Genomic DNA, 25,143 nt, shown 5'->3' on the forward strand with positions numbered 1-25,143 from the left:
ATTTTTTTAGTAGTTAAAAACCGACTTTGTGATTGCTGATTTTGGTTGGGAATCTGGCACGTACTGCATCGGGCGTTTCGTCCCGGTAGGTGGTACTGCGCCCTTCAATCGTTAAAATTCCTACCGGATCCAGGGTGATGAATGCGTACAACGGATCCTTGTAATAATGCGCACCGCTGTTGGTATACACATAAGAAGCACTGTTGATGATGAAATAATGCACACCATTGCGCTCACCATGCCGGTCGTCGTGGTCGTGACCCATGAAAACAGCAGCTACTTTATTACCCGTATTTTTTTTGGTCGCATTCAGATTTGCCTGATCGAAGATTTCCAGGATATCGTCGGCATTGCCCATTTCCTGATAAAAATCACTGAGAAATACCGGTTGATGCATGAATACGATAACAGGAAACTGCGCGGTTGCCAGATCTTCCCGGAGCCAGTCGAGCTGGGCCTGATCCGTAAAACTACGTTGCGGCGAAGGAAACGGCCCCCAGTTGGATGTATTATAATCCACCAGGGTACCGTCTTGCTTTTTCAAGAAGTTACGATCCATCACCACAAAATGAAATCCATCTTTATCGAAGGAATAGTATCGCTTAGGCATGTTCCAGAACTTCATGATCGTCGCCTTGTCACAAAAATCCATATCGTGATTTCCAAGGACATGGTATTTTGGACCTTTGAAGCGATTCCATTCGGTCAAGATCTCGTCCGAATTGGTATGCCTACAAAAATCACCGCATTGCACAATGAAGTCCGGATTTTCTTTCAGGACAGCGTTCATAAAACCCTTCATTCTTGCCTCCTCGTTTTTGCCAAACTGCAAATGGTGCAGATCGGTGATAAAGCCAAAGCGGAGCAATTTCCGGCTCGCCGTTTGACTCGCCGGGATGGCGAAAGAAGAGCTGGTCAGCAGCGTAGCGCCAGCCGCAATTCCAATGTCTTTGAGAAAACGTCTTCTATTGTGCATGTTGCTGCGCTTTAATTTCCAAAAATCCTGTTCGTGTTGTCATTTGCATAACCCGACGAGCAGGTCATCCCCTTTCCGCCAATGCCCACGGCGATGTGAATGCGGTTCTCTATCGTATGTTCGAAGATTTCTCCATTCTCATGCAAGCCGTAATAACCAGCCCAGGTTTCGGTCATATCACTCAGATCAAAACCAACAATGCGGCTGGCCTCTTTCACCATCAGATCATTGACATACTGATTGTGCTGATAACCCAAATTTTCCTCCTCGCCAATTTTTGCGTATTCGTGAGAATCCCCGACAATAACAGTGCCGTCAATTGCCTGCTTAAACAAAATATGAATACCGTAACTTTCAAGTTCCTGTAAATGCTCGGGCGTCTTTATCCCTGCGAATCCGGGACATTCCTCAAAAGCCTCGTAGCGACGAATGGTCAATCCGGTAGCGATATTACCGGGAAGCGACAGTGATGGCAACGGTTTGGTCCGCATCATTTGCAGTTTGCTCACAGACAAATCCTGTGCTTTGAACAGGGCAGGAAATAGCATTTTGAATTCATGACCGGACGCAATAACCACGTTTTCAGCAAGGAATTTCTCTCCGCCCGAAGTGGTGATCACAGCCTCATGGCCTGACACTTCACAGCCAACAACCGGTGACGAACGCTGAATCGTAAGGTTTTTAAAACTTTGCTCCATGTATTCATGGATCCTGTGGATGAACAAATTTGGTTCAACGCTTACTTCTTGCGGAAAATAAAGCGCTTCCCGGCAATAAGACGCCTTCATGGTCGGGTATTTGTCGAGCAGCTGCTTTTGCGAAAACAGCTCGCTACCGTATCCTTTTGTGTCGTAAATTGCTTTTAGCTCATGGATCAATTGCTGCTCGTCGTCGTCAGAAGCAATGTAAACAGAACCGTTATTGCGAACAGAAACATCATAACGCTCCTGAATGGATTTGTAAAGGTTGGTGCCGTAAACGCCATAGTCAAACCATTTGCTCGACATTCCTGAGGCGATTACCTGTCCGAAATTGCGAACCGTAGCGTTAACAGGCCGTTGGTCTTTTTCAAGCACAAGCACTTTTTTACCTAAAAGAGCTGCGTGGTATGCATGGAATGTGCCAATAGCGCCCGCGCCAATTACCACCAGGTCATATTTAAGATTCATATTGTTTTTTATAATTGATAGACAGATTTATTTCTTGATTGCGCTTTGTACAGGTTCTCCTACTGGATGGTTTGCAGTGAACTTGAAACCCATGATTTGTGCCGCAGTCTGCGCAATCTGGTCCTGATAAATGCGCGCTTTATCTTTCATTTCACCAGTAGCCGGCGTTTTCGGACCAATCGCTGCCAGCCACGTTTCATTTGATCCCGGTGCTGACGTCCCATGGCCCGTCCAACGTTTGTCAATGCCTCTTCCATGATCAGGATAAATCAAAAAAGTGGTTTTGCCTTTGTAGAAAGGGTCCTTTTGCATTGTTTCCCAAAGTCTGCCAATCATGGCGTCGATATAATGTCCTGAATCCAGATAAGAATCGTATTCGCCTGCATGGCCGAAGTCGTCCGGATCCGCGAAGTCGATGTGCAAAACGCGCGGGTGATTGGCATTCACGTAGGATTTCGCCATTGCGTATGTATTCACGTCAAACCGGATACCTTTTCCGAAATAATGAGGGAAATTATCCTGGATTTCATTGGCGAGTTCCTGCGCCTCAGTAAGCTTGCCTTCTACCATTTCGCCGGCAATGTTTACAAGCATGCCGTTTCTATCGCGGTTAACGATGTTCTTAACCACATCCCAGGATGCGAACGTAACTACCTTGCCTTTGAAGCCCTTCTGCTTGTCGAAAAATTCGAGGACATTCTCATTGGGGTTATTCGGGTAGCTGTTGCTATTGATTTTTTCGTCGTAAAAGCCGCAGAGCGTTTCACTGCGTCCGGGGTAAGAAAACCAGTATTTGTTTCGCAGATTCACTTCATTGCCCAACTCCCTGTTGCCGTAAAGCTGCCCTTGACTGGCGATGGTTTTCCATAGAAAAGGCATCAGCTTTTCTCTTCTCTCCTTTGCAGATTCAGCCCAATACTTTTTGAAAAGGAAAGTTGAATCCTGCTTGCGGTATTTTTTGTTAAAGATCAACGTCGAATCTGCTCCCTGAAAGATCTCCTGCCAACGGTAACCGTCAATGGATATCAGGACGATGTTCTGAGTTTGTTGAGCCTTGCCGGTGAGGGCAAAGGCCAGCAAACAGAAGAATATGATTTTTGTTTTCATATTATTGAATGTTAAGCTTTGTTTAAGATATTATTTGGCGAGCCACATTCCACCGTTCTGAGTATCCGCTCCATTGTACTGCACCTGAATGGAAGCTTTTACATTGGCTTCATTGGTGGTGTACTCCGAGGTTGGATAAGCCCAACGCGTTGGAATCTGATTGTTATTACCATTGGACTGCCCCACGTCAAAAGTAGGCACACCTGTCCGGCGGTACTGATAATAGGCCTGCTTACCAGAGTTCTCGAAGAACGACATATACTTCTGTTCCAGGATTTTATTTAACGCAGCAGCCTGGGTCGCCGGGTAAGGATTGCTCGCAATAAAGCTGGCTACGTCTGCTGTGCCGATGTTGTAAAACTTCATGGATTCCTCGATACCTGCTTTGTAATAGTTGGCGGCGTTGCCGGTTGCCCAGCCACGATTTATACCTTCTGCAATCAGGAAATTCACTTCCGATGCTCCGAGCTGGATAGCAGGTACACCCGCTGCCGAAGCTTCCCAGAAGTCAAAATTGATCATAGACAAAAGACCTTTTCCGGCCTGGTCCAGTAGCGTCGATTGCAAATCACCGGTTTTGCCTCCTGCATATTTTGCGAATGCATCCTGATTACCCGCCAGTGCCTCAGCAGGAAGTGCTACTACCATCAGGCGCGGATCTCTGGTTGTCTTCGCGATGTTGGTGTAAGTTGCTCCCAACGTATTCCTTTTGTCATTTTTAACCACCACACCATTGCTCGGCCAAAGCGGATAGGTGTTAAATGTGTTGTATACAATCTGGAAATTATCTGCGTTGGTCAGGACGAGCGGGTATTTATCAGGATTAGAAAGGATAGTTGAAAATTGCTGTTTAACATTCAATTCGGGGGTATCGTCAGCCCTTTTACTCAGACTGATCAGTGTTCTCAGCCTGAAAGAATTGATGAGTTTCTGCCATTTGGAAAGATCACCGTTGTAGATAAAATCTCCTGGTAATGTTGCGCGGTTCGCTATCAAAGCCGGCATTTCTGCGTTAGCCTCATCCAGCCATTTCAACACCTGCAAATAGATATCCTTTTGGCTATCGTATTTAGGTTTGAAGTTCTGGCTGCTCACACCCTGGATCGCCTCAGTCATGGGCACATCACCAAACATTTCGGTAGCGCGGGCATAAAAGTAGGCTTTGAAAAACTTGGCCATTGTTTTGTACTGCGCCCCCACTGCTCCTGCCTGATCGGCAACCTGTTCCATCTGGTTTACATTTCTCAAACTAGTGTAAAACACGTCATAAGAACCAGTTGTCCAGCTGTAAGGCTGACCTTCGTAGTAGGCTTCGTTCTGCGTCATATACTGGTTATGACGCTGATCCAGGCTCCATGGCGAATCGTAAGAATTCAGCAGGATCCCGGTAAAAATCAGGTCAGCAGATGGGCTTGTGATTGCGCCCGGGTCTTTTTGCAAATCGGTAATGTCTTCGCAGGATGCAAGGGATACCGCGAGGGAAAGGATCAAATATTTTAGCTTTTTCATCATTGAAATGATTAGAATGTCAGATTGAGGTTGGCGCCGAAGCTTTTAACAGAAGGAGTCTGGAAGCTCGTGATCGTTCCGGTAAACTGATCCAGGTCGATATTCTTCGTGTATTTACCTGTGATGTAAAGCAGGTTACGACCTACAAGTGAAATACTGGCAGCAGATGCGAATTTGGTTTTTGCCAATAGTTTCGATGGCAGATTGTAGCTGATTACCACTTCCCGAAGTTTCAGGTAAGTCCGGTTTTTTGCTGCCACATATGCCGACTGGTAGTAATTGGTAGCCCAGGCCTGCCAAAGTACCGGAACATCGTTTGGCGCAAATTCACGTGTATCTGAGATTACAACACCATCCTGATCGGTATTCAACTGCCCTTTTACAATGCGCTGACCGTCTGTCATCACACTTCCTTTGTATCCTGCCACATCCCTGTTCTCCCAATCTTTCAGACGAAATTCGTTTGCTGATTCCGGCGCAGTTCCGCTACCAAACTGTTTGGTATACATGTAGTTATTCACCTTTCCGCCAAAACGGCCATCCACCTGGAAGCTGACAAGCAATGACTTGTATTTGAAGGTGTTATTAATCCCGGCTGTGAATTTGTTGTCGGAGTAGCCTATTTTGGTATTGTACGGATTGTATGCAGGCATTCCATTTGAACCCACGATCATATTGTCCTGCTCGTCACGTTGGAAATCCTTAATGTAATACGCATCTGCGCGGTCGCCTACCCTGATGTTCCCGTCACGCATTTGCGTTCCGTCAATCTTATCCAGCCAACGGTGGTTCGTTGACCAGTTTGCAGCAACATTCCACGAAAAATCTTCTGTTTTAATGGCAGTTCCGTCTACGGTCAGCTCAATACCCTTTCTAATATACGTTTTCGCATTTTGCTGAATTCCTGAAACACCAGAAGCGATCGAAGTCGGCACATTGACAATACCCGGACCTTCTACATTACGGAATATCGTTCCGTCAAAGGCAAGGCGGTTTTGGAAAAAACGCATTTCCAGTCCTAGTTCCAGCGTCTTCACGCGGGCAGCTTCCAGGTTATCACTGTACAGTGTCCCCGTGTAGTTCACGCCGGTATAAGAGTTGTTCCAGCGGCCGGAATTTGAATAAGTAGGAATCAGACTGTAAATGTCATACTGATAGTTTTCATCTACAAAATCACTGGCTACGTTCGCATAGGAACCTCTTACTTTCACAAATGAAATTTTTTCGGGAAACGAGATTACTTCGGACAAAACGGTACTCAATGAAGCCGATGGATAGAAGTAAGTATTGTTTTTCATAGGCATTGTGCTGGATTTATCCACCCGTCCGGTCAGGTTCAGATACAGGAAATTCTTGTAATCCATATCCACAAAACCATAAACACTCCCTACCTGACGTTTTGCATAGTCATTGCTGGAAGTAGCAGGCTGCACCGAGTTCGACAACGCATACACACCCGGCACGATCAGGCCTTTTGTGGTGATACCATTCAGTGAAGTTACTTTTACCGAACGAAGGTTTCCGTAAAGAGATGCACTCATGCCAAGGTCTGGCGAAAGCCTCTGATCATATTTCAAAGAAGCTTCTGTGTTGTTTTCAAAGAAAGTATCATAGGTTTCAGAATAGCCCCCTGCCTGGTTCGGGAAACCGAAATTGTACAGGTTGGAAGAGATCGGAGCACGTGTGCTGCGGTTCCTGTTCCATGTGCTTACATTGGTACGCAGGTTGAAAGTCAGCTTGTCTGTCAGCTTGTAATTCATCTGTAAAAACCCGTACGTATCATTCTTGTAGTAGGTTTTCAAAGCTTCATAAGCCGTCATCCATGGATTGTCGTAAATGGTGTATTCACGGTTGAACTGCTGCGCGTTTTCTTTGCCTGGTTGCCAGTAGTTGCGCATGTCCATCACGTCATAATCTACACCACCCCAAACGGTGAAAATGTAAATAGGACTTGCCGGGCCATAATCAAGTGTTGGATAATTGGGTGAATACTGACGGTTATAGTTGATACTAGCATCAAAGCGAAGTTTGTTTCCGGCGTTAATCCCACCTGCGATGTTGACGGTTGTACCACCCAGCTTTGTGTTGGGAACCTGTCCGCGCTGGAAGAGTTGTGAAACCGATAAGCGGAAATCTCCAAAGTCACTTTTATTGGAAATAGCAATGTTATTGGTACTCAGAAGACCGTTACGCAAAAAGTTGGTGAAGTTGTCCTTGCCTCTTGCAATCCAGGGAAGTGGCACCAGTTTACCCGTTGCAGGATCTTTCGGACTATTGTATTGTGTAATCGGCTGACCTTCGAAGCGAGGTCCCCAGATGTTGTAATCATTGTCGTTGATACCGCCGCCGCGGCCATCCACAAAGGAATACCGGAAGTTACTGCCCGGACCGTATTCAGTCTGATATTTTGGGATTGCGTTGAAACCGGCTTGCAGCTGGGTGCTGGAATTGAAATCAACCTGAAAGCCTCTTTTATTACTAGATCCTTTTTTAGTTGTAATAATGATCGCACCGTTTTGTCCGCGGTTACCATACAATGCAGCTGCACTGGCACCTTTTAATACGGAGTAAGTTTCAATATCATCCGGACTCAGGTTCCAGGAGTCGGTGCTGACAGGCACACCATCCACCACATACAGCACGCCGCTACGTCCTCTCAAAGTCACTGCGGGACTTGAAAACAAGTCTGTACTTTGTGCAATGGTAAGACCAGCCACTTTTCCTGTCAGTGAAGCAATAGCATTTGGTTCACGGGCTTTCACCATTGTTTCGCCTTTCACTTCCTGCACCGCGTAACCCACTGCTTTTTTCTCTTTTTTAATACCCAATGCTGTTACAACTACTTCATTAAGCTGTCTTGGGTCGGCAGTTAACGCGACATCCACTACGGTGCGGTTTCCAAGCTGGACTTCCTGGCTGGTAAATCCCAGAAAAGAGAAGATTAACACATCGCTGGCGCTTTGCATTTCAAGAGAGTAATTTCCAAATGCGTCGGTAATCGCACCTTTGGATGTTCCTTTAATCATGACGTTCACACCTGGCAACGGCTCACTGTTAGAGGCGTCAACCACCTTCCCCTTGATCGTCTCGACTGTCGGGCTGGTGTTACCTGTGAGATAGTTGGCAACTGGCGTCGCACCCGCAGGAATGCAAACTACCGCGATCAGCAAAAGCGAGGCTTGAAGAAGCCCTTGCAACAGTTGCTTTCTTTTAAAGAAGTAAATTTTGTTTTTCATACAATAGAGTGATTAGCATTTGCTACTCTATATTCAAAAAACAAACCAGATATTATATTATTGATTTACAACAAGTTAATATAAACAAAGCAAGCTATTTTGATTAAAAACACCTTATTTGATGATATTTAGTCAAAAACTAAACCTTACCCCTCCCAGGGAAACATTCAGATAATGTACAGATGTTCAAATAGTTGAAACGATTCAGGTAAATAGAGGCAAAGTGCTATTATATTTTTTCCTAATCAGGACTTGTTGGAATAGTTGCAGCAATGCCCGGATAAGACGACGAATTTAAATACAAAAATGCTGATGATTAATCATCAATCTCTTTCGGTCTTTTGATCTCCAATTTCCGGATGCGAGACTGCAGTGTGCGCTCGTTTATCTGAAGAAGGCGGGCAGCACCCTGATCGCCGGTTACACGCCAGCTTGTCTGCTGCAAAGCGCGGATGATGTGTAAACGCTCGTTTTCATCCAAAGATTGAATCGCGCCATTATTAGTCCTGCTACTCACAGGCATTGACCAAAGCTCATCCGGTTGCATCTTGAACTTATCGGTTTTACTCATGATCACGCCACGTTCTACCACATTTTCGAGCTCGCGGATGTTACCCGGCCAGTGATGTGCCTGTAAAATATGATAGGTTTTTTTTGAGATACGGCGGATTACTTTCCCATTTTTGAGCGCGTATTTTCGCACAAAATGCCTCACCAGCATGGGAATATCTTCTTTTCTTTCTCTTAGGGGAGGCGTGTGAATGGGAAAGACATTAAGTCTGTAAAACAAGTCGGCGCGAAACTTTCCCTGACGAACAGCTGAATCCAGATCAACATGTGTGGCTGCGATCACGCGAACATCCACTTTGGTAGTTTTTGTTGCGCCTAGCCGGTCAAACTCGCCCTCCTGCAAAACGCGCAACAGCTTGGCTTGTAATTCTAGCGGAAAATCACCGATCTCATCAAGGAATATTGTACCCTGGTGTGCCAGCTCAAAGCGACCGGGACGGGAGGATATGGCTCCGGTGAAAGCACCTTTTTCATGTCCAAACAATTCACTTTCAATGAGCTGTATGGGCAGAGCGGCACAATTTATCTTAATAAACGGCTTCTGCCTGCGCTTACTCAGCCGGTGAACGGCCCTTGCCAGCAACTCTTTTCCCGTACCAGTTTCACCGGTAATCAGTACTGTTGCCTCAGTGGCAGCCACCCGGGCCGTTCGCTGAAGAATTTCCTGAAAATTTACGCTGTTGCTAACGATATCATCGAAGTTAAAATTATCATTGACCTCTTCACGTAACAATTGGTTCTCTTCTTCAAGCAGTATTGTCAGCGATTCCACTTCCCCGAGTGCTTGACTCAGGTCATCATTTGATTTTTTCAAATGTGCAATCAGGTCTGCGTTTTCCCGCTGCAACGTGCGGATTTTCAAAGCCCTTTCGAACGCAGCTATCAGGTCTTCTTCAACCCATGGTTTTTGAAAAAAATGAAAAATCTTGCCCTGGTTTACTGCCTGAATAATTGTTTCAAGGTCTCCGTAACCCGTAAGTAGTATACGCGCCGGCTCCGGATTGAGACCATATATATGCTCAAAAAATTCAACACCCGACATACCGGGCATCCTTTGATCGGCGACGACCAGGTCCACTTCATTTTCCTGAAAAAGTCTGATCGCATCTGCCGCGGATAAGGCAGTAATGACATTGTATTCCCAGGAAAAAGTGGCCGAGAAGAAAGTCAGATTGATTTCTTCATCGTCAACGTACAAAATGGTATAAGACTTCTGATCCATGCTCATTAGTTAATAAATATTAAACATAGGAATCGATCTGCTTTCTTAAATTACGTCAGTATTAAGTTTGTAGGCAAACAGATAAAAAAGGTGGTTCCCACCCCTACTTCGGTCTTAACTTCAAGAGTCCCCTGATGCTTTTGGATAATACCATAAGTGATCGACAAACCAAGACCGGTACCCTCTCCAACCTGTTTTGTCGTGAAAAAAGGATCAAAGATTTTCGCAATAATATTCTGCGGAATACCTATCCCATTGTCGCTGATCACAATCTCAACCATTTCATCTTTTTGAGTGGTTTTTAACTCAATGCGACTGCTGATTTGATCAGTGCGGGCTTCAATCGCCTGGATAGCATTTGTAAACAAATTCATAAAGGCCTGGTTGAGCGGACCCGGATAACAGAGCATTTCCGGAACGCGCTCATCGTACTTTTTAACAAGTTCAATACCCGCCTGTTTGAGTTTAAAGTGAAGCAATACAAGCGTCGAATCCAGGCAATCGTGCACGTGGGCCTGTGTACGTTCCGACTCATCTGTACGCGCAAAATTTCTGAGTCCGCTCACAATATCGGCGGTGCGTTTGGCACCGATCCGTATGCCAACGATAAATTCTGCCAGACTCTCCTTTACAGCATCGTATCGGTTTTTACGCTTTATCTCCGCTATTTTCTCTCGCTGAATTGCAAGCTGATCCGAAGTTAAGTGCTCCGCCTTTTCGTATTCGGCCACCACATTCATCAGCGCTTTCATGTTCTTTTCAAGACCATTTATACCGGAAAAAATAAAGTTAACCGGATTGTTGATCTCATGCGCGATGCCTGCGGTCAGAAGACCGAGGGAAGCCATTTTTTCGGAATGAACAAGTTTGTCCTGGGCAATACTCAGGTCGTATACCGCATGTTCGAGTTCTTCATTTTTAGTAGTGAGGGCATCATTCAGCTTTTGCTTCGACCGGCTCGCCTGCGTGATCACGACAATGATTGCAATAATTCCCAAGACCACCAGACCCAGTAAATACAGAGAAAATGTTTGTGTTTTGATCTGAATGATCTGCTGATCGAGAATGGTCTTTTGCTTCGTGATTGCGGTCTGCTGTCTGCCGATCAATTGGTCTCCTTTTGTTAGCTCCTGCGCTTGCTGAGCAAGCCGTTCTTCATAGTAGTTCAAAAAGTAAACAAGCTTTCCAACCTTATCTGCCGCCTGCTGCACCGACACAAAGTCGGCCGCAGTTGCATCCATGAAACGGGCAGGATCCACGGCACCCCAGTTTTCCTGAACGTGACGCCATACAGCAGGATTGTCGTGATGAAGATTCAGAAAAAGATTGCGAAGATCTTTTTTTAGACTTTTCGGAAGGTTACTTCGAATGACAACAGGACTTTGCGTAATCGGCTCGGATGTCCATACGACTCTGACGGCATCTTTTCCAACTTTTCCGGTCAGCTCGAAATTGATCAGATCATCATAAGAAACGAAAGCAGCGTCGGCCCGTTTCTCAAGAACGGATTGTATGGCCTCCAAATGCCCACCTGAATAATGAATACTCGCAAACTGCGCTTCGGGATATGGAATGTTTAAAGCAGCAAGTTTCATTCTTGGCACAATATGCCCCGATGTAGATGAGACGTACGCGAAGTCCAGGCTAATATGAGCAGCATCATTTATAACCTCCTGAATATTTCGGTAACTGCTTGACGGAGCGACAATCAGACAACTACGGTAGGTTTTTGCCTTACCAGCGCTGTCGCCCAAAATCATGAAGGGTTCAATGTTTTTTATACTATCGCTTTTGGCAAACACATACTGAAAGGTATTCATCATCGCCAGGTCTACCTGCCCCTGCCTGAGCAGTGTATGCATCCGTTTGGTGGATACAATATTTTCATATTTGACAGGTACTTTTAACTTCGAAGAAATGTATTGACTTAAAATCTGTGTTCTTTTTTCATCAAAATAGGAAGAGCCCGTGATCCTGAGTGTATCGGTCTTAGAATATGCAAGTGAAGAAACAGAAAATAAGATTATACAGACTTTAAACATCAAAATGAGCTTGTGAATCATCACTTAGAGAATTTCGAGAAACTGATTATGCAATTTAATTAAGTCTTTCAAAACATTTACCAAACGTTGTGTTATGATATCAGTAGGTAATCGGAATAGGTTGAAGCATTAACAGATTCGACCTGAATTCATACAAAATGCAGATGTTAGTGAAAGTTGTCGGCGTGGTGAAACATCAGCGACCGATCCTGTTGACTGCTATTACGAAAATGACGCAGGGTTGCTATACATACCGAAAAAACAAGTGATGATGTACACGGGCTATTCGATCCGGCCAAGGCAGTTGAGTCATACATCGGGTAAGGAGCGATATGCCGAATCTCAAATTTAACTATCCATAGTAATTTGTCAGAAAGCCTGACAAAAGAAAAGCCCGGAACATTGACGCTCGAGGCTTAACTGTGTTAAAAGAGTGTGTTTATTAAGGTGGTGTGGTCAATAGCAGTGAAATCTTCGCGAAGCAACTTTTACTGCTACTGGTCTTTTCATCTACAATATTATTTCACAAGTTCACTTTCCCTGGCAATCTTCCTGATTTCCTGCTCGAAATAATAGGCAATATCAAAATTCTCATTGGCTTGATTTTCCATTACAATCACGCTGGTTTTGGTTTTAGGATAATATATATTGACCGCCGTAAACCCTTCACTTGGATGAAAGCCTGTATGTCCGATTTCATTGATGCTGCCTTTATCATTGATCCGCAAACCATATCCATACCCAATCGGCGTTTCGCTGAAAAGCTGGTGCGTATTGGTGATTACATAACTGGTCATCATTTTGTATGTAGCCGGTTTTAGTAATTTTCCGCCGTGTAAACATTCATTCCATTTTGCCAAATCGGGTGCTGTAACGATCAAATGGCTCCCAAAAAAATTGTGAGCATCAAAACTCAATTGTTCGTTGAGCTGGAAACCGCCGTCTTTTTTGATGGTATGTCCGTTGGTCAAATTTTTGCTTGCTGTTTCATTCGGATAATAACTGTTATTCATTTTACACTTTTTGAATAAAGCCGTTACCAGCTCTTCAAAGCTCTTCCCACTTTGCTTTTCAAGAACAAGTCCTGCAACGTAATAGCCAACGTTGGAATAACTGAAAGCCGCTCCCGGATTGAATTTCAAGGGTTTGTCCATGTTTTCGCTCCACAATCCGGAAGTGTTATTGAGCAAATGGTGTACTGTAACCGTGTCTGCCCAGGTGTATTTAAAATCAGGCAGGTATTTGCGAATTGGTGTTTTTAAATCGATGCTTCCTTTTTCCACTTCTTGCAAAACAAGTGTAGCGGTAATCTGCTTGGCAATGGACATGGTCGAGAACCTGTCGGAAATTTTCAAAGGTGTCTTTTTATCGAAATTTCCATGACCGTAAGCTTTCGAATATTTTTCCTTTCCATTTTGTTGGATGAAAACTACGCCGTTAAAATTTCTTGGATTTGTGGCTTGCAGCAAACTATCGATTTTTACTGCATAGTTGCCTTTTTGCTGTCCGAAAGAGTTGCTGGAAGTAAAGAAAAGGGCGACAAGAGAAGTCAGAAGAAAGATACTTTTCATTAATTTAGATTAACTATATTTGATTTATTGTTATGATCTTGACGCACCTTTCCTAAAGACCGCTTTCTTAAATTTGCCAAATATCCGGCAACGCTTATCAATCATCGTAATGTTTTGCGCAGTTTCAAATTCAAAAGTATAGAAAAACTAACTGCAATCACCGGAAGGAAATTTATAGGTGATGATTTACTTGAAGCACCTGCCTACGAAGGGGCAAAATCAAGTTTTCTCATTGAAGAGAAAATTGAGAACAGGAAATGGCTCAGCGAACTGGTACGGATTTCTGAGAAGAAGCTACCAATGCCAAAACCGAAAAAAAAGAAACAGTAATCATGTGCACTGAAATTTCCCTGGTTGCAAGCGAATACCAGATTTTTAGTCTAGTGATTATTTAAATAAAATCATCACTGACTTCGGCATTCATTCTGTTGACGGAATTAGGAAATGTTTTGACAATGGTTTAACCCAAACCAAACAGTAGAGGGCCGACCGTTGATTTACGAGTTAATAAATATGTACACCCGAGGTCAGTCCTTCAAGAGTTACATCCAGGCTTTGGAGGAAATATACCTTTTTTTATATCATACGGGAAATCAGAACAGAAAGTAAGTGCCTGGACATGTTGAAGTTTCTCATCTCTAAGCAAGTCGACCATACACTAACGGTAACAGGTCTTATTTGGGGCAAAGGGTCTAACTGGGAGACCTTTATACCTTCTGGGAATACAATAAGTTGTGCGGTGATGGGCTAATTTCAGGAGCTTGGCATCAACTGGATGGTAAATTTCCGACGACCTCACAAATATAATGGCATTAAAACAAGAAAACTCTTAGCCTAAGAAGATCTTCCCGGGCCATTTTGTTTGCAGTGAAGTTCGGTTAATTTCCTCTACCTAGCGATTGATATCAATCTCATAGGTAAAGCTGTCTCCACGATAATAGCCAAGATTGTATTCTATTGGTCTTTCACCAGGATCAAGCACTAACCTCTTTCGGAACAAAACAGGTGACCCTTTGTGTATTTTCAACTCGTGAGCAACGACTTCATCAGCTCCAATTGCTTTGATCTGCTCTTTGGAAACAAAAGGTACGGTTGCATATTCATGTTCAAGGATTTCATACAAATGTCTCGAAAAATCTTCCTTGCCTGTTAGACCAACACGCGGATGAAAATAAGAAACGAACAAAACAAATGGCCCGTCCTGCAATCCCCTGACCCTTTCGAGACGGAGTACTTCTTTGTCTTTCTGGATGCGCAGCATATCAGCAACCTCTGTGCTGGCTTTAACCCAATCCACTTTTATTTTATAGTTGTGAAAGTCCATTCCCTGAGAATTCATCTCGGAGCTAAAACTTACCCAATTCACCAATTTTGTACTGACCGTGTTTTTTATGGTGCGGGTTCCCACACCTTTTTTGCGCTCTAGAAGATTTTCATTTTTTAGCTTATTGGTAGCCTGTCTTATTGTATTTCGGGATATTCCAAGACGCTTTGCCAGTTCCACTTCCTTAGGAAGCATTTTACCGTTTTTGTACTCGGGCAAATCTATCAGCGTCCTTAGAAGGCTTTCAACCTGAACGTGCAACGGCAATGGGCTGCTGTGATCTATCTTAAATTCCAATTGAGCTACTTCTTCACTATTTTCAATTTCCATGCGTCAGGTCTATATTAAGCTCACAATTTAAGTCTTTCCTCCCAAATCCGCACATGAATTCTAAAAACGGGGACCACTTTGAAACTTCTTACCATCGGTTATTCCTTTCCAGTCGTCTGTCCGAAATGGCACAGCAGGCAAACCTTCCTTGTTAAGCAAGTTCAGCTCCCCAGGATTATCACTCCAGGCATACCTTACTGCAACAGGTTCATTAATCTGATCTGAGCTGACAATCACCTGATCTCCTGTAATTCTTGCCATCGCCCATACAAACTTTCCCTCTTTGCCAGCAATCTGAAAACCTTTTACATAACCATATTTATCGGTCGTGTAAATCCCCCCGGTGATATTGGTAAAATTCAAAGCAACCTCCTTTCCTTTTACACTCATTTTACTATATGTCGGCCCTTGTCCGTCAATCTGCTTTTTGTAAGCCACTTTTAGTGCAGCAACAGCCAAGCGTTTGCCGACATCTTCCTTATTTTTCGGATGAATATCAGCGGCTTCGCCAACATCAATAGCAGTTACCATGCCAGTGTAAGGTAGCGTTAATGTCTTCGCCTGAGCTTCCCTTAATTCTGCCCAGGCACTCTCCTCCGGCTCCTGCTTTTCCTTCATATAGTTGGCAAGTTGCACGAAGATAAACGGCAGATTTTCATCATTCCAATTCTTTCGCCAGCTACCAATCATCGCCGGAAACAGAGCCCCATATTCCTCAGCCCGATCCGCATTGGCTTCTCCCTGATACCAGATTACACCCTTTACAACCAAATTGGCCAAAGGAGCTATGTTGGCATTAAACAGTACGCTGGGTGAAGAAAAGGGCGTTGTGTTAGGGACAACCGGTTTCGGGAATTTTGCAGGATCAATACTCAGTCCTTTTTTGTAAAACCATTTTCCCCACAAAATAGAATTGCCCCAAAACGGAGAAGTCGTAAATCCGCCAATACCTCCTGTATCAAAAATTCTTACTACTAAAACATTACCCGTTGGTTTTAATATTGACACAGGAACTTTGTAGTTACGGTGATTGTGGTTGCCGAAGGTCTCTCCTATTTTGACGCCGTTTACCCAGGTAATGTCATAATTATCAATTTGTAATAACTGGATGTTAAGCGAATCCTGGTGTTTGCTTTTATCAAAATCAAAACTTGTCTTTACCCATACCGCCCCATCAAAATCTTTAAGGTCAGGTTCCTGTTCCCAGGTATTTCCTGCAAGATTAATGGGTTTCCAATCCGAAAAGTCGGTCTCCGGCAAGTACCATTTCTGATCTACACCCTCTCCACGGTAATAGTGCTTGTGATACCACTTTTTCTTATAGGTCTCAAAATCTGCATACAACTGTAGGAAACTCTTTCCGGTACTTACTGTTTCTTTCATCTCCTCCTGAAATACAGGAAATTGAAGGAGAGACTCATTACTCATCCAGGTTTCAACAGAAGTAGCCCCCAGGTTGTCACTGACAAGCCCGATGGGTACATCCAGATCCTTATTCAGTTTTTTACCAAAGTGGTAAGCCACTGCCGAAAACTCTTCAATATTATTCCAGCTCAGTTCCTGCCAGCCAATGCCTTTGAGGTCTGTTCTTGGCTGGTAATCCATTTCTGTCAGTACTGTAAAAAGTCTGATTCGGTTGGACTTGATCAGCGAACTATCTGTTTCTTTAAATCCGGTCTGTTTAACCTTCCATTGCATATTTGACTGCCCTCCACAAATCCAGACGTCACCAATAAGTACATTTTCAAAACTGATGGAATTGCTGCTGCTTATGTGCAAGGTATAAGGTCCTCCTGCTGGCACGGCATTCATTTTCACCAGCCATTTACCATTTCCGTCGGTCCTAACCGCCTTTTGATCTGAGCCTAGTTTCACAATCACTTCTTCACCGGGTTTCGCCCATCCCCACACAGTAATAGGTTTATCTCTTTGCAGAACCATATTATTTTGAAAGATCTGTGGCATTTTAACCTGACCAACTGCTGATACGGAAACCAGCATCAGCAGTTGGAAAAACAGACAGGATTTTTTAAAACCGGACATACAAAACGTAATTTGATACTGATTTAAATTCCCTCCCTTACGTACGCTTTAACCGTTGCACATTTCTTCCCAGTTGATTTCCCATATGGACGCACCGTGTAAACATCCACATTTGCAGGTACAATAAAGGTTTCAGCGTAATGAATAATTTGGGGTTCGAACCGATTATCGGGACTTTCTATTATCACCTCTTCGCCTTCCACCAAATTTACCACGTTCAGGTTACCATTGGTTTGGTGCACAACAGTATCATCGAACCAATGTCTTCTTGTCTCAATAAACTGCGTTTGATATAATCCCGTCGACTCCTCCTTCACATGTTCGTTCTTTGATATCTCCGTAATGTTATTAAAAAGATTTTCCTTCACCCAGGCGTCGTCACGTGTCCAGTCAATTACCTTTTTGCCGTGCTCAATATTAATCGGGCGGGGTAAACCATCCAGTCCCAATCTACCCCAGTCCCACAATTTAAAAGTGAAGATGTAGGGTGTTGCAGAGATCTCTAAAACGACCGCGTTTTTACCGGAGCAATGTATGGTTCCGGCAGGGATTAAAATATGATCATGTTTTTTGACAGACATCTTATTTACATACTTATCCGCATCAAAATCACTGATTCCCTTTTGTGCTTCTTCCAGCTCGGCTATCATTCCTTCGCTGTCGACATCCTTTTTGGTGCCCAGATAAACACAGGCGTCTTCCTCCGCCTCCAAAAAATAATAGCTTTCATCCTGAGTGTAATCCATGCCAAAGTGCTCTTTGATATACGCTTTGGTTGGATGCACCTGTAAACTCAGATTGCCGCCGTCCATGGTGTCCAGAAAATCGAAACGGATTGGGAATTCAGCTCCAAAAACATCATAAACCGATTTTCCGAGTAGTTGCTCTGGTCGTTTCAAAACCAGGTTAATCGATGGAAGCTCGAAGGTATGTTCACCAAATTTGAAAAGCAGACTGTTTTCTTCGGGTACACAGTCGAATCCCCAGGCAAAGTTCACTTCTGTTCGATCCAGATCCACAACTTCCTTTAACCATTGTCCACCCCATGGTCCAGGATCAAAGAAGGGAACCACTCTGAATGGCTGTTTCACGGCTGCATCCAGACCTGCGTTGTAATCCTCGGCACTGATCATTTTAGCTTGTTCTGATACATTCGCATCAACAAAATAATCTATTTGGTCAAAAAAAGCCACTTTATGGCGATCCAGAACCCGCCAGTCAAGGAAGTAGGCTTGTTTGTATTTTAGAGCAAAACTTTCGTCGAGGTTATCCGTTCCAAAGTTGCCCACCTCGTTTCGTTTCATTCTTTTCTGAATCTCCCATCTTGCCAAATCCACATAAATCAGTACATCACAATCTGCAAATAGGGCTGCACCTTCACCATAAATGACCACAGTTCCGGAACCTGACTCAGCAACTGCTTCTCTTTCATTATTTACTTTTTCCAGATCGAAGAAATCCGAGATTTGCAGACTGTTCATTTTTCCAAAAATCTGGTCGTCGGTCACGAATGGATACACCATTTCCTGAATTTCATCCACACTTTTCAAAAAGTCATTGGTATTGATAATTACATCAGGTTTCAGGTATTCCGTTATTGCTGAGCGAACCTGATCGGCCTGTACGCCGTGGTAAAGATCAATCCCGACAATGGTTCTATTTTTGCTTTTGGCACGAATCAAATCTTTAATTTCATTGACAATATTTTGCCATCCAACCACACATTTATCGCCGGACTTGCTTACTTCTACAAATGGAAATTTTTCGTAATTGGAAACCATCATTTATATTTTTGTTTAAATAATTCATATACCCCTAGTATCCCGGCGCTTTCCAACTGAAATGCTTCAATCAACGCTACATCTGCTGAATTTATCCAGGCGTGTTTGTCAATCATTTCTTTGATGTAAGGCAGGATAATGTGGCTGCTTTTCATAATTCCTCCTCCAAAAATTACCTTCTCAGGATCATATGCATGTACAAGATTGATCACACACAAAGCCCATACTTTAAGGCAACGGTTTTTAAGTTCAATAGCCAGCGAATCCCCCGCTTCCGAAAGCTGAAACAGGTTCTTGAAGTCAATCACTTCCACCTGAGACAGTTTACTGCTTAAAAAGTCTGGGGATTTTCGAGCTATCTCTGTCAATACCCAGGTAGAACTTTCGCTTTCTACACAGCCAATGTTTCCACAATTGCAGACATTACCTTCAAAATTGATTGTGGTGTGCCCTCCCAGATTGCCTGCGATAAAATTCTTGCCGCGAAGTGGAACGCCATTCACAAGCACGCCAGTTCCTACACCTGTTCCCAGTGTAACCAGCACCAGATCCGAGCTACCAACGCCAGCTCCATGTTTCCATTCTCCTATCAGCGCGGCTCTTGCATCATTTTCTATGACCAACGGTACACCAAAATTTGCAGTTGCCCAGGCATTTAAATCAATATTCTCTGCTCCGGGATATTTTACATATTTGGAAAGAATGACATTGGTTTGAAAATTGACAATTCCCGGAAAGGCAAATCCGATTCCTGAAACTTTAAAATCAGTACCCGGTAATAAATCCTTTATTTCCAGGGCAATGTCAGCGAGCCGCTCTTCAAAGGTTTGCTGAGATGCAGCCTCAATGTTTCTCTCTACAAGAATTTTATTCTCAAAAATGAGTGCGATCTTTATTCTGGTACCTCCAAAATCAATACCTGCAAATACTTCTTTCATATCATCATGCTTAAAAATCTTACCACGTTTTTTCTATTTCTTCCAAAGTCTTGCCTTTCGTTTCAGGGATCATCTTAATCGTGAAAACCAATATGATGATCGAGTTGATCATGAATATCCAGAAGGTTACCGCTCCGCCGAGGGTTTCCAGAAAAATGGGTGTCAGTTGGGTGATGGCGACAACGCCGATCCACAAAACCAAAGTAGCCAGAGACATGGCCATCCCGCGTATTTTTGTTGGAAAAATTTCCGACATCAAAACCCAGGGAATGGGCCCGAGTGAGATGGCAAAACTGGCAATATAACCTAAAATGAAAATGAGTAACCAGGGCCCCTGGTCGAAATGGAAATGAAAACAGATGCCGGTTGCAAACAGACAGATCACCATGCCGGCAACTCCCCAGATCAGCAGACTTTTTCTTCCAGTTATATCAATAAGCCAAACTGCCACCAGCGTAAAGATCATATTGACCAGTCCGATAATAATGGTCTGGGTAAATGCGGATTCAGCTCCGAAACCGATACTTTTGAAAATTTCCGGTGCATAGTAAATAATGGCGTTGATACCTGTAATTTGAGAAAACAGCGCCAGAACAACACCTATTACCAGAGGCTTTCTTAGTTTGATATCAAGCAGGTCGGACAGGCTGCCCTTTTCGTTTTTTAGGCTTTCAGATATCTCTGCAAAAATTTCCAAAGAAACCTTTTTTCCGTTGATTTTTTCCAGGATTTTCATCGCCTTTCCTTCTCTGGATTTGGCAGCAAGCCAGCGCGGACTTTCAGGAACAAAAAACAGCAGAACAAAAAATACAATCGCCGGAATAACCTCAGAACCAAGCATGTATCGCCATCCGTACTCAATATTCCATGCTTCATCTCCTGCCTGGCTTATTTTCAGGTTGATCACATAAATAATATTGATTCCCAGTACAATAGCGAGCTGGTAAAAAGTAACCAACCTGCCGCGGATGTTGGATGGGGCAATTTCAGAAATATACATCGGACAAAGCATAGAGGCGGCTCCTACACCAATACCGCCCAGCAAACGCATGATGATGAACGTTGTGAGGTCATTGGCAATGGCAGAACCATAGGCGGGAACTGCAAAAAGTACTGCTGTTCCTAATAGCACAGCCCGTCTTCCAAAACGATCGCTCAGGTAACCGGCAGACATGGCACCAAGCACGCACCCCCAGATAGCACTACTAGCCGCCCAGCCCACCATCAGTGGCGAGAGGTTGAATTTGATTTGCAAATATCCGATGGCTCCTGCAATTACAGCGGTATCATAACCAAACAGGAATCCACCAAAAGCGGCAACACTGGTGATGAGAATGATGTACGGAATATTGCTTTCCGTCGGTGGACTTTTGATCTCTTGATTAATCATTTTCAGTGGTTTGCTTGTTTAGTTTGCGCTTTAAATTTCACCCGAATAAACCTCGGACGATATAGATTCGGCTTGCTTTCTACTATTTTGAAGAATTTGAAACTGTTCACGTTGTAGGAAATCAGCAGTTCGCCATCCTCGGAAAGCGCAGGATGTGCTTTGGCATTATAGGTGAACAGATCCGGATCCTGGATGTCGGCAGATGTCTTGTAAAGTGTGATCCGAGGTCCAAACGGCCCCACAGGTGAAGGCCCAACCTGCATACAGATGTCAGGAAAAATACCGCCCAACTGGTACACGAGCGCATATTTTCCTTTTGCCAGTCTGCTCACACTCATTTCGTTAGAAACAGAATCGCTCAATGCCGCCGTCGACTTCACATCTTTTGACCAGGATTTCCCATCCCAAAATTCCCATTGTCCAAATGACTCAATAGCATCCGGTTTTACCCGGGCAGAAACCAGCTTTTTATTCACACCTTTGGTTCCATACACATAAACGAATCCGTCTGCATCCACCTCACCAGCCGACTCGCTGTTGTTGAAAACACCCGCTCCGAAGGAGATCGTTTCTTCTCCTGTTTTATAATTATTGAACGGCAGTTCCATCTGCTTCTGATCCGTATATGGAAACTTGCTGTTTGCAGGAATTCGGATCAGTGTATTACCCGTTTCTTTAAAAGGGAAATCCGATTTATCGTTGGTATTGGTGATTTTGTAAGCGAATACAAACAGGTCTTTATTTGCTGCCGGATTTACAAATCCATCGCCAAGCCAGAAATAAGTATCTTTATTGGGTTTGTCAGTTTTTGGTGTAAAAATGGCTTTGTAAGTTTCATTTTCCTTTGCCATTTTAAACTTGATGTGTGTACTATCCGGAGTTTTGTCTTTCAAAACAGCAATCGAATTGTTGATCATCACATAACCGGGTTTCAGTTTTTCACCATTGATCTCCCCGATCATTGTATCACTGAAAAGGAAGATCAAACTATCTCCTTTTTCCGAGTCTTTTCCCGAAAACGGAATAGCAAAAATCCCATCCCCGCCAAACCAGCCAGACTTTCTCAGAAACAGGTTCGTCCATTCCGGTGCGGGTTCTGCGGTAAATTCATTCTCATTAATTTCCGGTTGCTCCGCCACCTCTTCCTTCTCGGAAATTTTAGGAGTACAGGAGGCCATTATTGCCATAAAAAACAGAATGTAATATTTCATCGCTAAACTTATTTTGTGGTTAAATATGATGTAATCCAACTAATTAAGATGTTGTTAGCTATTCGGCAATTCCAATTGAAAGCTCAGCCTTCCTGCCTGCTTCCTCCAATGCCTATACCCAAACCCCCATCCACCCTAAAAGCCTGTCCGGTAATGAAAGAGGCTTTGTCCGAAGCTAAAAAGGCGATCAGTTCAGCAACTTCATTCGGACTGCCTACTTTTTTTAAAGGATGCATATCCACACATTCCTGAAATACAGCGGCGGGATCAGGCGATTCGGATATTGCTGCCTGTAACATGGGTGTATCAATCGTTCCCGGACAAACTGCAACACAACGGATATTTGGTGCGAAATCAACAGCGATGCTGCGGGTAAGCCCCAGCAAGGCTGTTTTCGACGTGGTGTAGGCAGCTACCAGTTTTTGTGTAATAAAAGCCTGAACGCTTGCCACATTGATAATCACTCCGCTACCCGCATTTTGCATGGATGGTATGGCAAACTTTGCGCACAGAAATGCACTTTTCAAATTCACATTCATGATGTTATCCCACATTTCTTCACTGGTATCCACCACATTACTGTATCCTAAAATACCTGCATTATTGACCAACACATCTATTTCTCCAAAGTTACCAATGGCTTCATTTAAACACCTTTCCACCATTACAGACCTGGAAACATCACAGATATAATTTTTCAGATCAGGACTTTGCGTACCCGTAAACTCATCCAGATCCAGAACAGAAACCTTGTAATTGTTTTCCAGAAAAACCTCTACACAAGCCCTGCCGATTCCCTTGGCTCCGCCGCTGATCACCACATGTTTCTTATTCATTTTCAGTTTTGTGATTTATGTGACATACCAGTTTTAAACCAACAGTTCCTAAATCAATTTTCGAAATATGCCACCTGCCCAGATTGGCGACAAATAACTGATCGAAGTTGGTGCCTCCAAAAGCGATATTAGTCGGGTTGGTGATTGTATGCGCTTCCCAGTCGTGAACCAACTCCTTCAACTTCCCGGTTGGCTCATAGTTATAAATGCTGTTGGGAGCGTAACAGGAGATGTACAAAGTGCCGTTGGCATCAAATGCAATTCCGTCAGGTACGGTTTGAGGCATTTCCAACACAACTTCACGGGCTCCCGCACTTCCGTCTTCCATGATGGCGATCCTTTCAATACCCGGTAAAAAAGAGGAGACAACGTATAGAAAATCATTGTCCGGCGACAAAGCCAAACCATTTGCAAAGTTGAACGGACCTACATGCCAAATACTTACCTTGCCACTCCGATCCATTTTATAGATGCACCCGGTTGTTTTTCTAAAATCGCCACTATCGCTCACATACAGATTTTCGTTTTGATCAAAACAGCAGAAGTTTGGAATCTGAAGAGCCCTATTCTCCACAGTATTAAACAATAGGGTGAGCTCTTTGCTAACAAGATCAAGCTTCCACACACATTTTTTACCCGAGTCACAAATCGCCAGCCAGGAGCAATCCGCACTGAGAGCCAGTCCAAGAATAAACCCTCCGGTATTGGCTATCTCAGAGACTTCTCTATTGGTATTAATTTCATAAATAAGCCCTGCTTCACTTCCCGCATACAAATTTCCATTCGGATGATAAATCACACATTCTGGATGATCCAGACCTTCCGCATATATCTCAATTTCCTGTACTTTGATCTCTTTCATAGCCTTACAAATCCTGACATATTCCTGCACTCAGCTTCGTTTCAACTTTCTGGCCCGCCCTGATTTTTAGCCACTCTCCACGTTCAATGGCTTTTTCAGGTTCGGAAGTCCAGGGCGATGTCCAGGGTTCCAGTGCAACGGTGTAGGCCTTACCCCACCAGGGAAACTCTGTGATTCCATTTCTTTCCTGCCAAAACCAAAGTGATCTGAAAATTTCAGTATCCCACTCCACATTGAACCGTAGACCAGATTCATTGCTGCGAATGGAGTATCTGCCGGTTTCATTTTTAAAATCAGACAAATAGATCAGCTCGGAATATTGCTTTTCACCTTCTGCTGAAATCTCGGAGACGTTCACTTCCTGATTGTTTTTGTTCACTGCCATCGGGAATTGAAACCGCTGCCCCGGAATGATCAGACGTTTCTCTGGCATACATTCCTCTGCCATCATTTGGGTCGCATTGGTTTCTATTTTAGCACCATTTTTCAGAAAAGGAAGTCCGAAAGCAATGTGATGCCCCCACATAATATCCAGCTCCACTCCGCCTCTGTTTTCAAGTGTTTCTTCGATATACAATACCGGATCACCGGCGTTCATTCGAAGCGTTTTGGTAATGCGCAGCGGCATCCTTAGCGGTTCTGTCCAGAACTTTACTGCAATTTGTGAATCGTCATTTTCAACAATGGCGTATTTCCAGGGAATTAAGGACACTTCGCCGTGCTGACCCAAAACAGCTCCTTTGTAATTGAATGAAGGACTATTGGGCAAAATTTCCTGCCACCCTCCATAGTAATAATCTTCAAACTGTGATGCCGTATTCCGGATCTGGCTAAACTGCTGGTTGGGATTAGCGATGCCCTTTTCCAATCGAAGCAATGGATCTATTCCCAAAGGTTTGTAGGTGAATTCGAAAATATCACTTCCCCGATCAGCCAGAATGCCGACTTTAAGAAAGCGGTTTTCCATAAACACTACCTTCATCGATTTGTAAGTCCAGTCGTCACAGACCCGGCAGTTCTCCATTT

18 protein-coding genes are annotated in these 25,143 nt (G+C 43.8%); 1 reads left to right on the forward strand and 17 read right to left on the reverse strand.

All coding sequences use genetic code 11. From position 1 onward, the window contains the following. Nucleotides 1–13: 13 nt before the first annotated feature. The 8 genes from LZG71_RS25345 to LZG71_RS25380 all read right to left on the reverse strand — a co-directional run bounded on the left by LZG71_RS25345 (nt 14) and on the right by LZG71_RS25380 (nt 13,402). A complete protein-coding gene (locus LZG71_RS25345; protein ID WP_233825230.1) occupies nt 14–976 on the reverse strand; it encodes a metallophosphoesterase in 963 nt (320 codons plus the stop codon). 11 nt (nt 977–987) lie between these two features. Then, a complete protein-coding gene (locus LZG71_RS25350) occupies nt 988–2,145 on the reverse strand; it encodes a TIGR03364 family FAD-dependent oxidoreductase (protein WP_233825232.1) in 1,158 nt (385 codons plus the stop codon). Nucleotides 2,146–2,172: 27 nt separating this feature from the next. Beyond that, nucleotides 2,173–3,252 carry a phosphoglyceromutase gene (locus LZG71_RS25355; protein ID WP_233825234.1) on the reverse strand — a complete coding sequence of 360 codons (1,080 nt, stop codon included), beginning with the start codon at nt 3,250–3,252 and terminating at the stop codon, nt 2,173–2,175. A gap of 30 nt (nt 3,253–3,282) precedes the next feature. Next, on the reverse strand, nt 3,283–4,764 hold the full coding sequence (locus LZG71_RS25360; protein ID WP_233825236.1) for a SusD/RagB family nutrient-binding outer membrane lipoprotein: 1,482 nt from the start codon (nt 4,762–4,764) through the stop codon (nt 3,283–3,285). An 8-nt stretch (nt 4,765–4,772) separates the two neighbouring features. After that, a complete protein-coding gene (locus LZG71_RS25365) occupies nt 4,773–7,997 on the reverse strand; it encodes a SusC/RagA family TonB-linked outer membrane protein (protein ID WP_233825238.1) in 3,225 nt (1,074 codons plus the stop codon). Between the two features lie 316 nt (nt 7,998–8,313). Then, nucleotides 8,314–9,789 (reverse strand): sigma-54 dependent transcriptional regulator, encoded by a 1,476-nt coding sequence (locus LZG71_RS25370; RefSeq protein WP_233825240.1) that lies wholly within the window; start codon nt 9,787–9,789, stop codon nt 8,314–8,316. 50 nt (nt 9,790–9,839) lie between these two features. Next, complete coding sequence (gene phnD, locus LZG71_RS25375) at nt 9,840–11,852, reverse strand: phosphate/phosphite/phosphonate ABC transporter substrate-binding protein (RefSeq protein ID WP_233825242.1); 2,013 nt, start codon at nt 11,850–11,852, stop codon at nt 9,840–9,842. Nucleotides 11,853–12,349: 497 nt separating this feature from the next. Further along, nucleotides 12,350–13,402 (reverse strand): serine hydrolase, encoded by a 1,053-nt coding sequence (locus LZG71_RS25380; protein ID WP_233825244.1) that lies wholly within the window; start codon nt 13,400–13,402, stop codon nt 12,350–12,352. Between the two features lie 114 nt (nt 13,403–13,516). Here LZG71_RS25380 and LZG71_RS25385 point away from each other — a divergent pair, with 114 nt between their 5' ends. Continuing rightward, on the forward strand, nt 13,517–13,732 hold the full coding sequence (locus LZG71_RS25385) for a hypothetical protein (RefSeq protein ID WP_233825246.1): 216 nt from the start codon (nt 13,517–13,519) through the stop codon (nt 13,730–13,732). A 562-nt stretch (nt 13,733–14,294) separates the two neighbouring features. Here the strand turns inward: LZG71_RS25385 and LZG71_RS25390 are convergent. From LZG71_RS25390 to LZG71_RS25430, 9 genes are all read right to left on the reverse strand, one after another. Further along, complete coding sequence (locus LZG71_RS25390) at nt 14,295–15,056, reverse strand: GntR family transcriptional regulator (RefSeq protein ID WP_233825248.1); 762 nt, start codon at nt 15,054–15,056, stop codon at nt 14,295–14,297. Between the two features lie 60 nt (nt 15,057–15,116). Continuing rightward, complete coding sequence (locus LZG71_RS25395) at nt 15,117–17,099, reverse strand: sialate O-acetylesterase (protein ID WP_233825250.1); 1,983 nt, start codon at nt 17,097–17,099, stop codon at nt 15,117–15,119. Nucleotides 17,100–17,122: 23 nt separating this feature from the next. Beyond that, nucleotides 17,123–18,883, reverse strand: coding sequence for a class I mannose-6-phosphate isomerase (locus tag LZG71_RS25400; protein ID WP_233825252.1), 1,761 nt, complete (start codon nt 18,881–18,883; stop codon nt 17,123–17,125). Beyond that, nucleotides 18,880–19,818 carry an ROK family protein gene (locus tag LZG71_RS25405; RefSeq protein ID WP_233825254.1) on the reverse strand — a complete coding sequence of 313 codons (939 nt, stop codon included), beginning with the start codon at nt 19,816–19,818 and terminating at the stop codon, nt 18,880–18,882. The genes LZG71_RS25400 and LZG71_RS25405 overlap by 4 nt, the downstream gene beginning before the upstream one ends. Before the next feature lie 19 nt (nt 19,819–19,837). Then, a complete protein-coding gene (locus tag LZG71_RS25410) occupies nt 19,838–21,208 on the reverse strand; it encodes a sugar porter family MFS transporter (protein WP_233825255.1) in 1,371 nt (456 codons plus the stop codon). A 2-nt stretch (nt 21,209–21,210) separates the two neighbouring features. Beyond that, on the reverse strand, nt 21,211–22,419 hold the full coding sequence (locus tag LZG71_RS25415; RefSeq protein WP_233825257.1) for a DUF4185 domain-containing protein: 1,209 nt from the start codon (nt 22,417–22,419) through the stop codon (nt 21,211–21,213). Between the two features lie 83 nt (nt 22,420–22,502). Then, the gene (locus LZG71_RS25420; protein WP_233825259.1) at nt 22,503–23,255 is read right to left on the reverse strand and encodes an SDR family oxidoreductase; all 753 of its coding nucleotides are present in this window, start codon (nt 23,253–23,255) and stop codon (nt 22,503–22,505) included. Beyond that, nucleotides 23,248–24,117 (reverse strand): SMP-30/gluconolactonase/LRE family protein, encoded by an 870-nt coding sequence (locus tag LZG71_RS25425; RefSeq protein WP_233825261.1) that lies wholly within the window; start codon nt 24,115–24,117, stop codon nt 23,248–23,250. The genes LZG71_RS25420 and LZG71_RS25425 overlap by 8 nt, the downstream gene beginning before the upstream one ends. 4 nt (nt 24,118–24,121) lie before the next feature. After that, nucleotides 24,122–25,141, reverse strand: a complete 1,020-nt coding sequence (locus LZG71_RS25430; RefSeq protein ID WP_233825263.1) for a DUF4432 family protein — start codon at nt 25,139–25,141, stop codon at nt 24,122–24,124. Nucleotides 25,142–25,143: the final 2 nt, after the last annotated feature.

The sequence above is a fragment of the Dyadobacter sp. CY312 genome, assembly GCF_021390535.1.
In the GTDB taxonomy this organism is placed as follows: Bacteria; Bacteroidota; Bacteroidia; order Cytophagales; family Spirosomataceae; genus Dyadobacter.

Excerpts from the sequence above, each read along its gene's own strand:
- LZG71_RS25365 (WP_233825238.1), bottom strand. The coding sequence starts at position 7,997 with ATGAAAAACAAAATTTACTTCTTTAAAAGAAAGCAACTGTTGCAAGGG.
- phnD (WP_233825242.1), bottom strand. The coding sequence starts at position 11,852 with ATGATTCACAAGCTCATTTTGATGTTTAAAGTCTGTATAATCTTATTT.
- LZG71_RS25405 (WP_233825254.1), bottom strand. The coding sequence starts at position 19,818 with ATGAAAGAAGTATTTGCAGGTATTGATTTTGGAGGTACCAGAATAAAG.
- LZG71_RS25395 (WP_233825250.1), bottom strand. The coding sequence starts at position 17,099 with ATGTCCGGTTTTAAAAAATCCTGTCTGTTTTTCCAACTGCTGATGCTG.
- LZG71_RS25420 (WP_233825259.1), bottom strand. The coding sequence starts at position 23,255 with ATGAATAAGAAACATGTGGTGATCAGCGGCGGAGCCAAGGGAATCGGC.
- LZG71_RS25350 (WP_233825232.1), bottom strand. The coding sequence starts at position 2,145 with ATGAATCTTAAATATGACCTGGTGGTAATTGGCGCGGGCGCTATTGGC.
- LZG71_RS25360 (WP_233825236.1), bottom strand. The coding sequence starts at position 4,764 with ATGATGAAAAAGCTAAAATATTTGATCCTTTCCCTCGCGGTATCCCTT.
- LZG71_RS25390 (WP_233825248.1), bottom strand. The coding sequence starts at position 15,056 with ATGGAAATTGAAAATAGTGAAGAAGTAGCTCAATTGGAATTTAAGATA.
- LZG71_RS25370 (WP_233825240.1), bottom strand. The coding sequence starts at position 9,789 with ATGGATCAGAAGTCTTATACCATTTTGTACGTTGACGATGAAGAAATC.
- LZG71_RS25400 (WP_233825252.1), bottom strand. The coding sequence starts at position 18,883 with ATGATGGTTTCCAATTACGAAAAATTTCCATTTGTAGAAGTAAGCAAG.
- LZG71_RS25415 (WP_233825257.1), bottom strand. The coding sequence starts at position 22,419 with ATGAAATATTACATTCTGTTTTTTATGGCAATAATGGCCTCCTGTACT.
- LZG71_RS25355 (WP_233825234.1), bottom strand. The coding sequence starts at position 3,252 with ATGAAAACAAAAATCATATTCTTCTGTTTGCTGGCCTTTGCCCTCACC.
- LZG71_RS25380 (WP_233825244.1), bottom strand. The coding sequence starts at position 13,402 with ATGAAAAGTATCTTTCTTCTGACTTCTCTTGTCGCCCTTTTCTTTACT.
- LZG71_RS25430 (WP_233825263.1), bottom strand. The coding sequence starts at position 25,141 with ATGGAGAACTGCCGGGTCTGTGACGACTGGACTTACAAATCGATGAAG.
- LZG71_RS25345 (WP_233825230.1), bottom strand. The coding sequence starts at position 976 with ATGCACAATAGAAGACGTTTTCTCAAAGACATTGGAATTGCGGCTGGC.
- LZG71_RS25410 (WP_233825255.1), bottom strand. The coding sequence starts at position 21,208 with ATGATTAATCAAGAGATCAAAAGTCCACCGACGGAAAGCAATATTCCG.
- LZG71_RS25425 (WP_233825261.1), bottom strand. The coding sequence starts at position 24,117 with ATGAAAGAGATCAAAGTACAGGAAATTGAGATATATGCGGAAGGTCTG.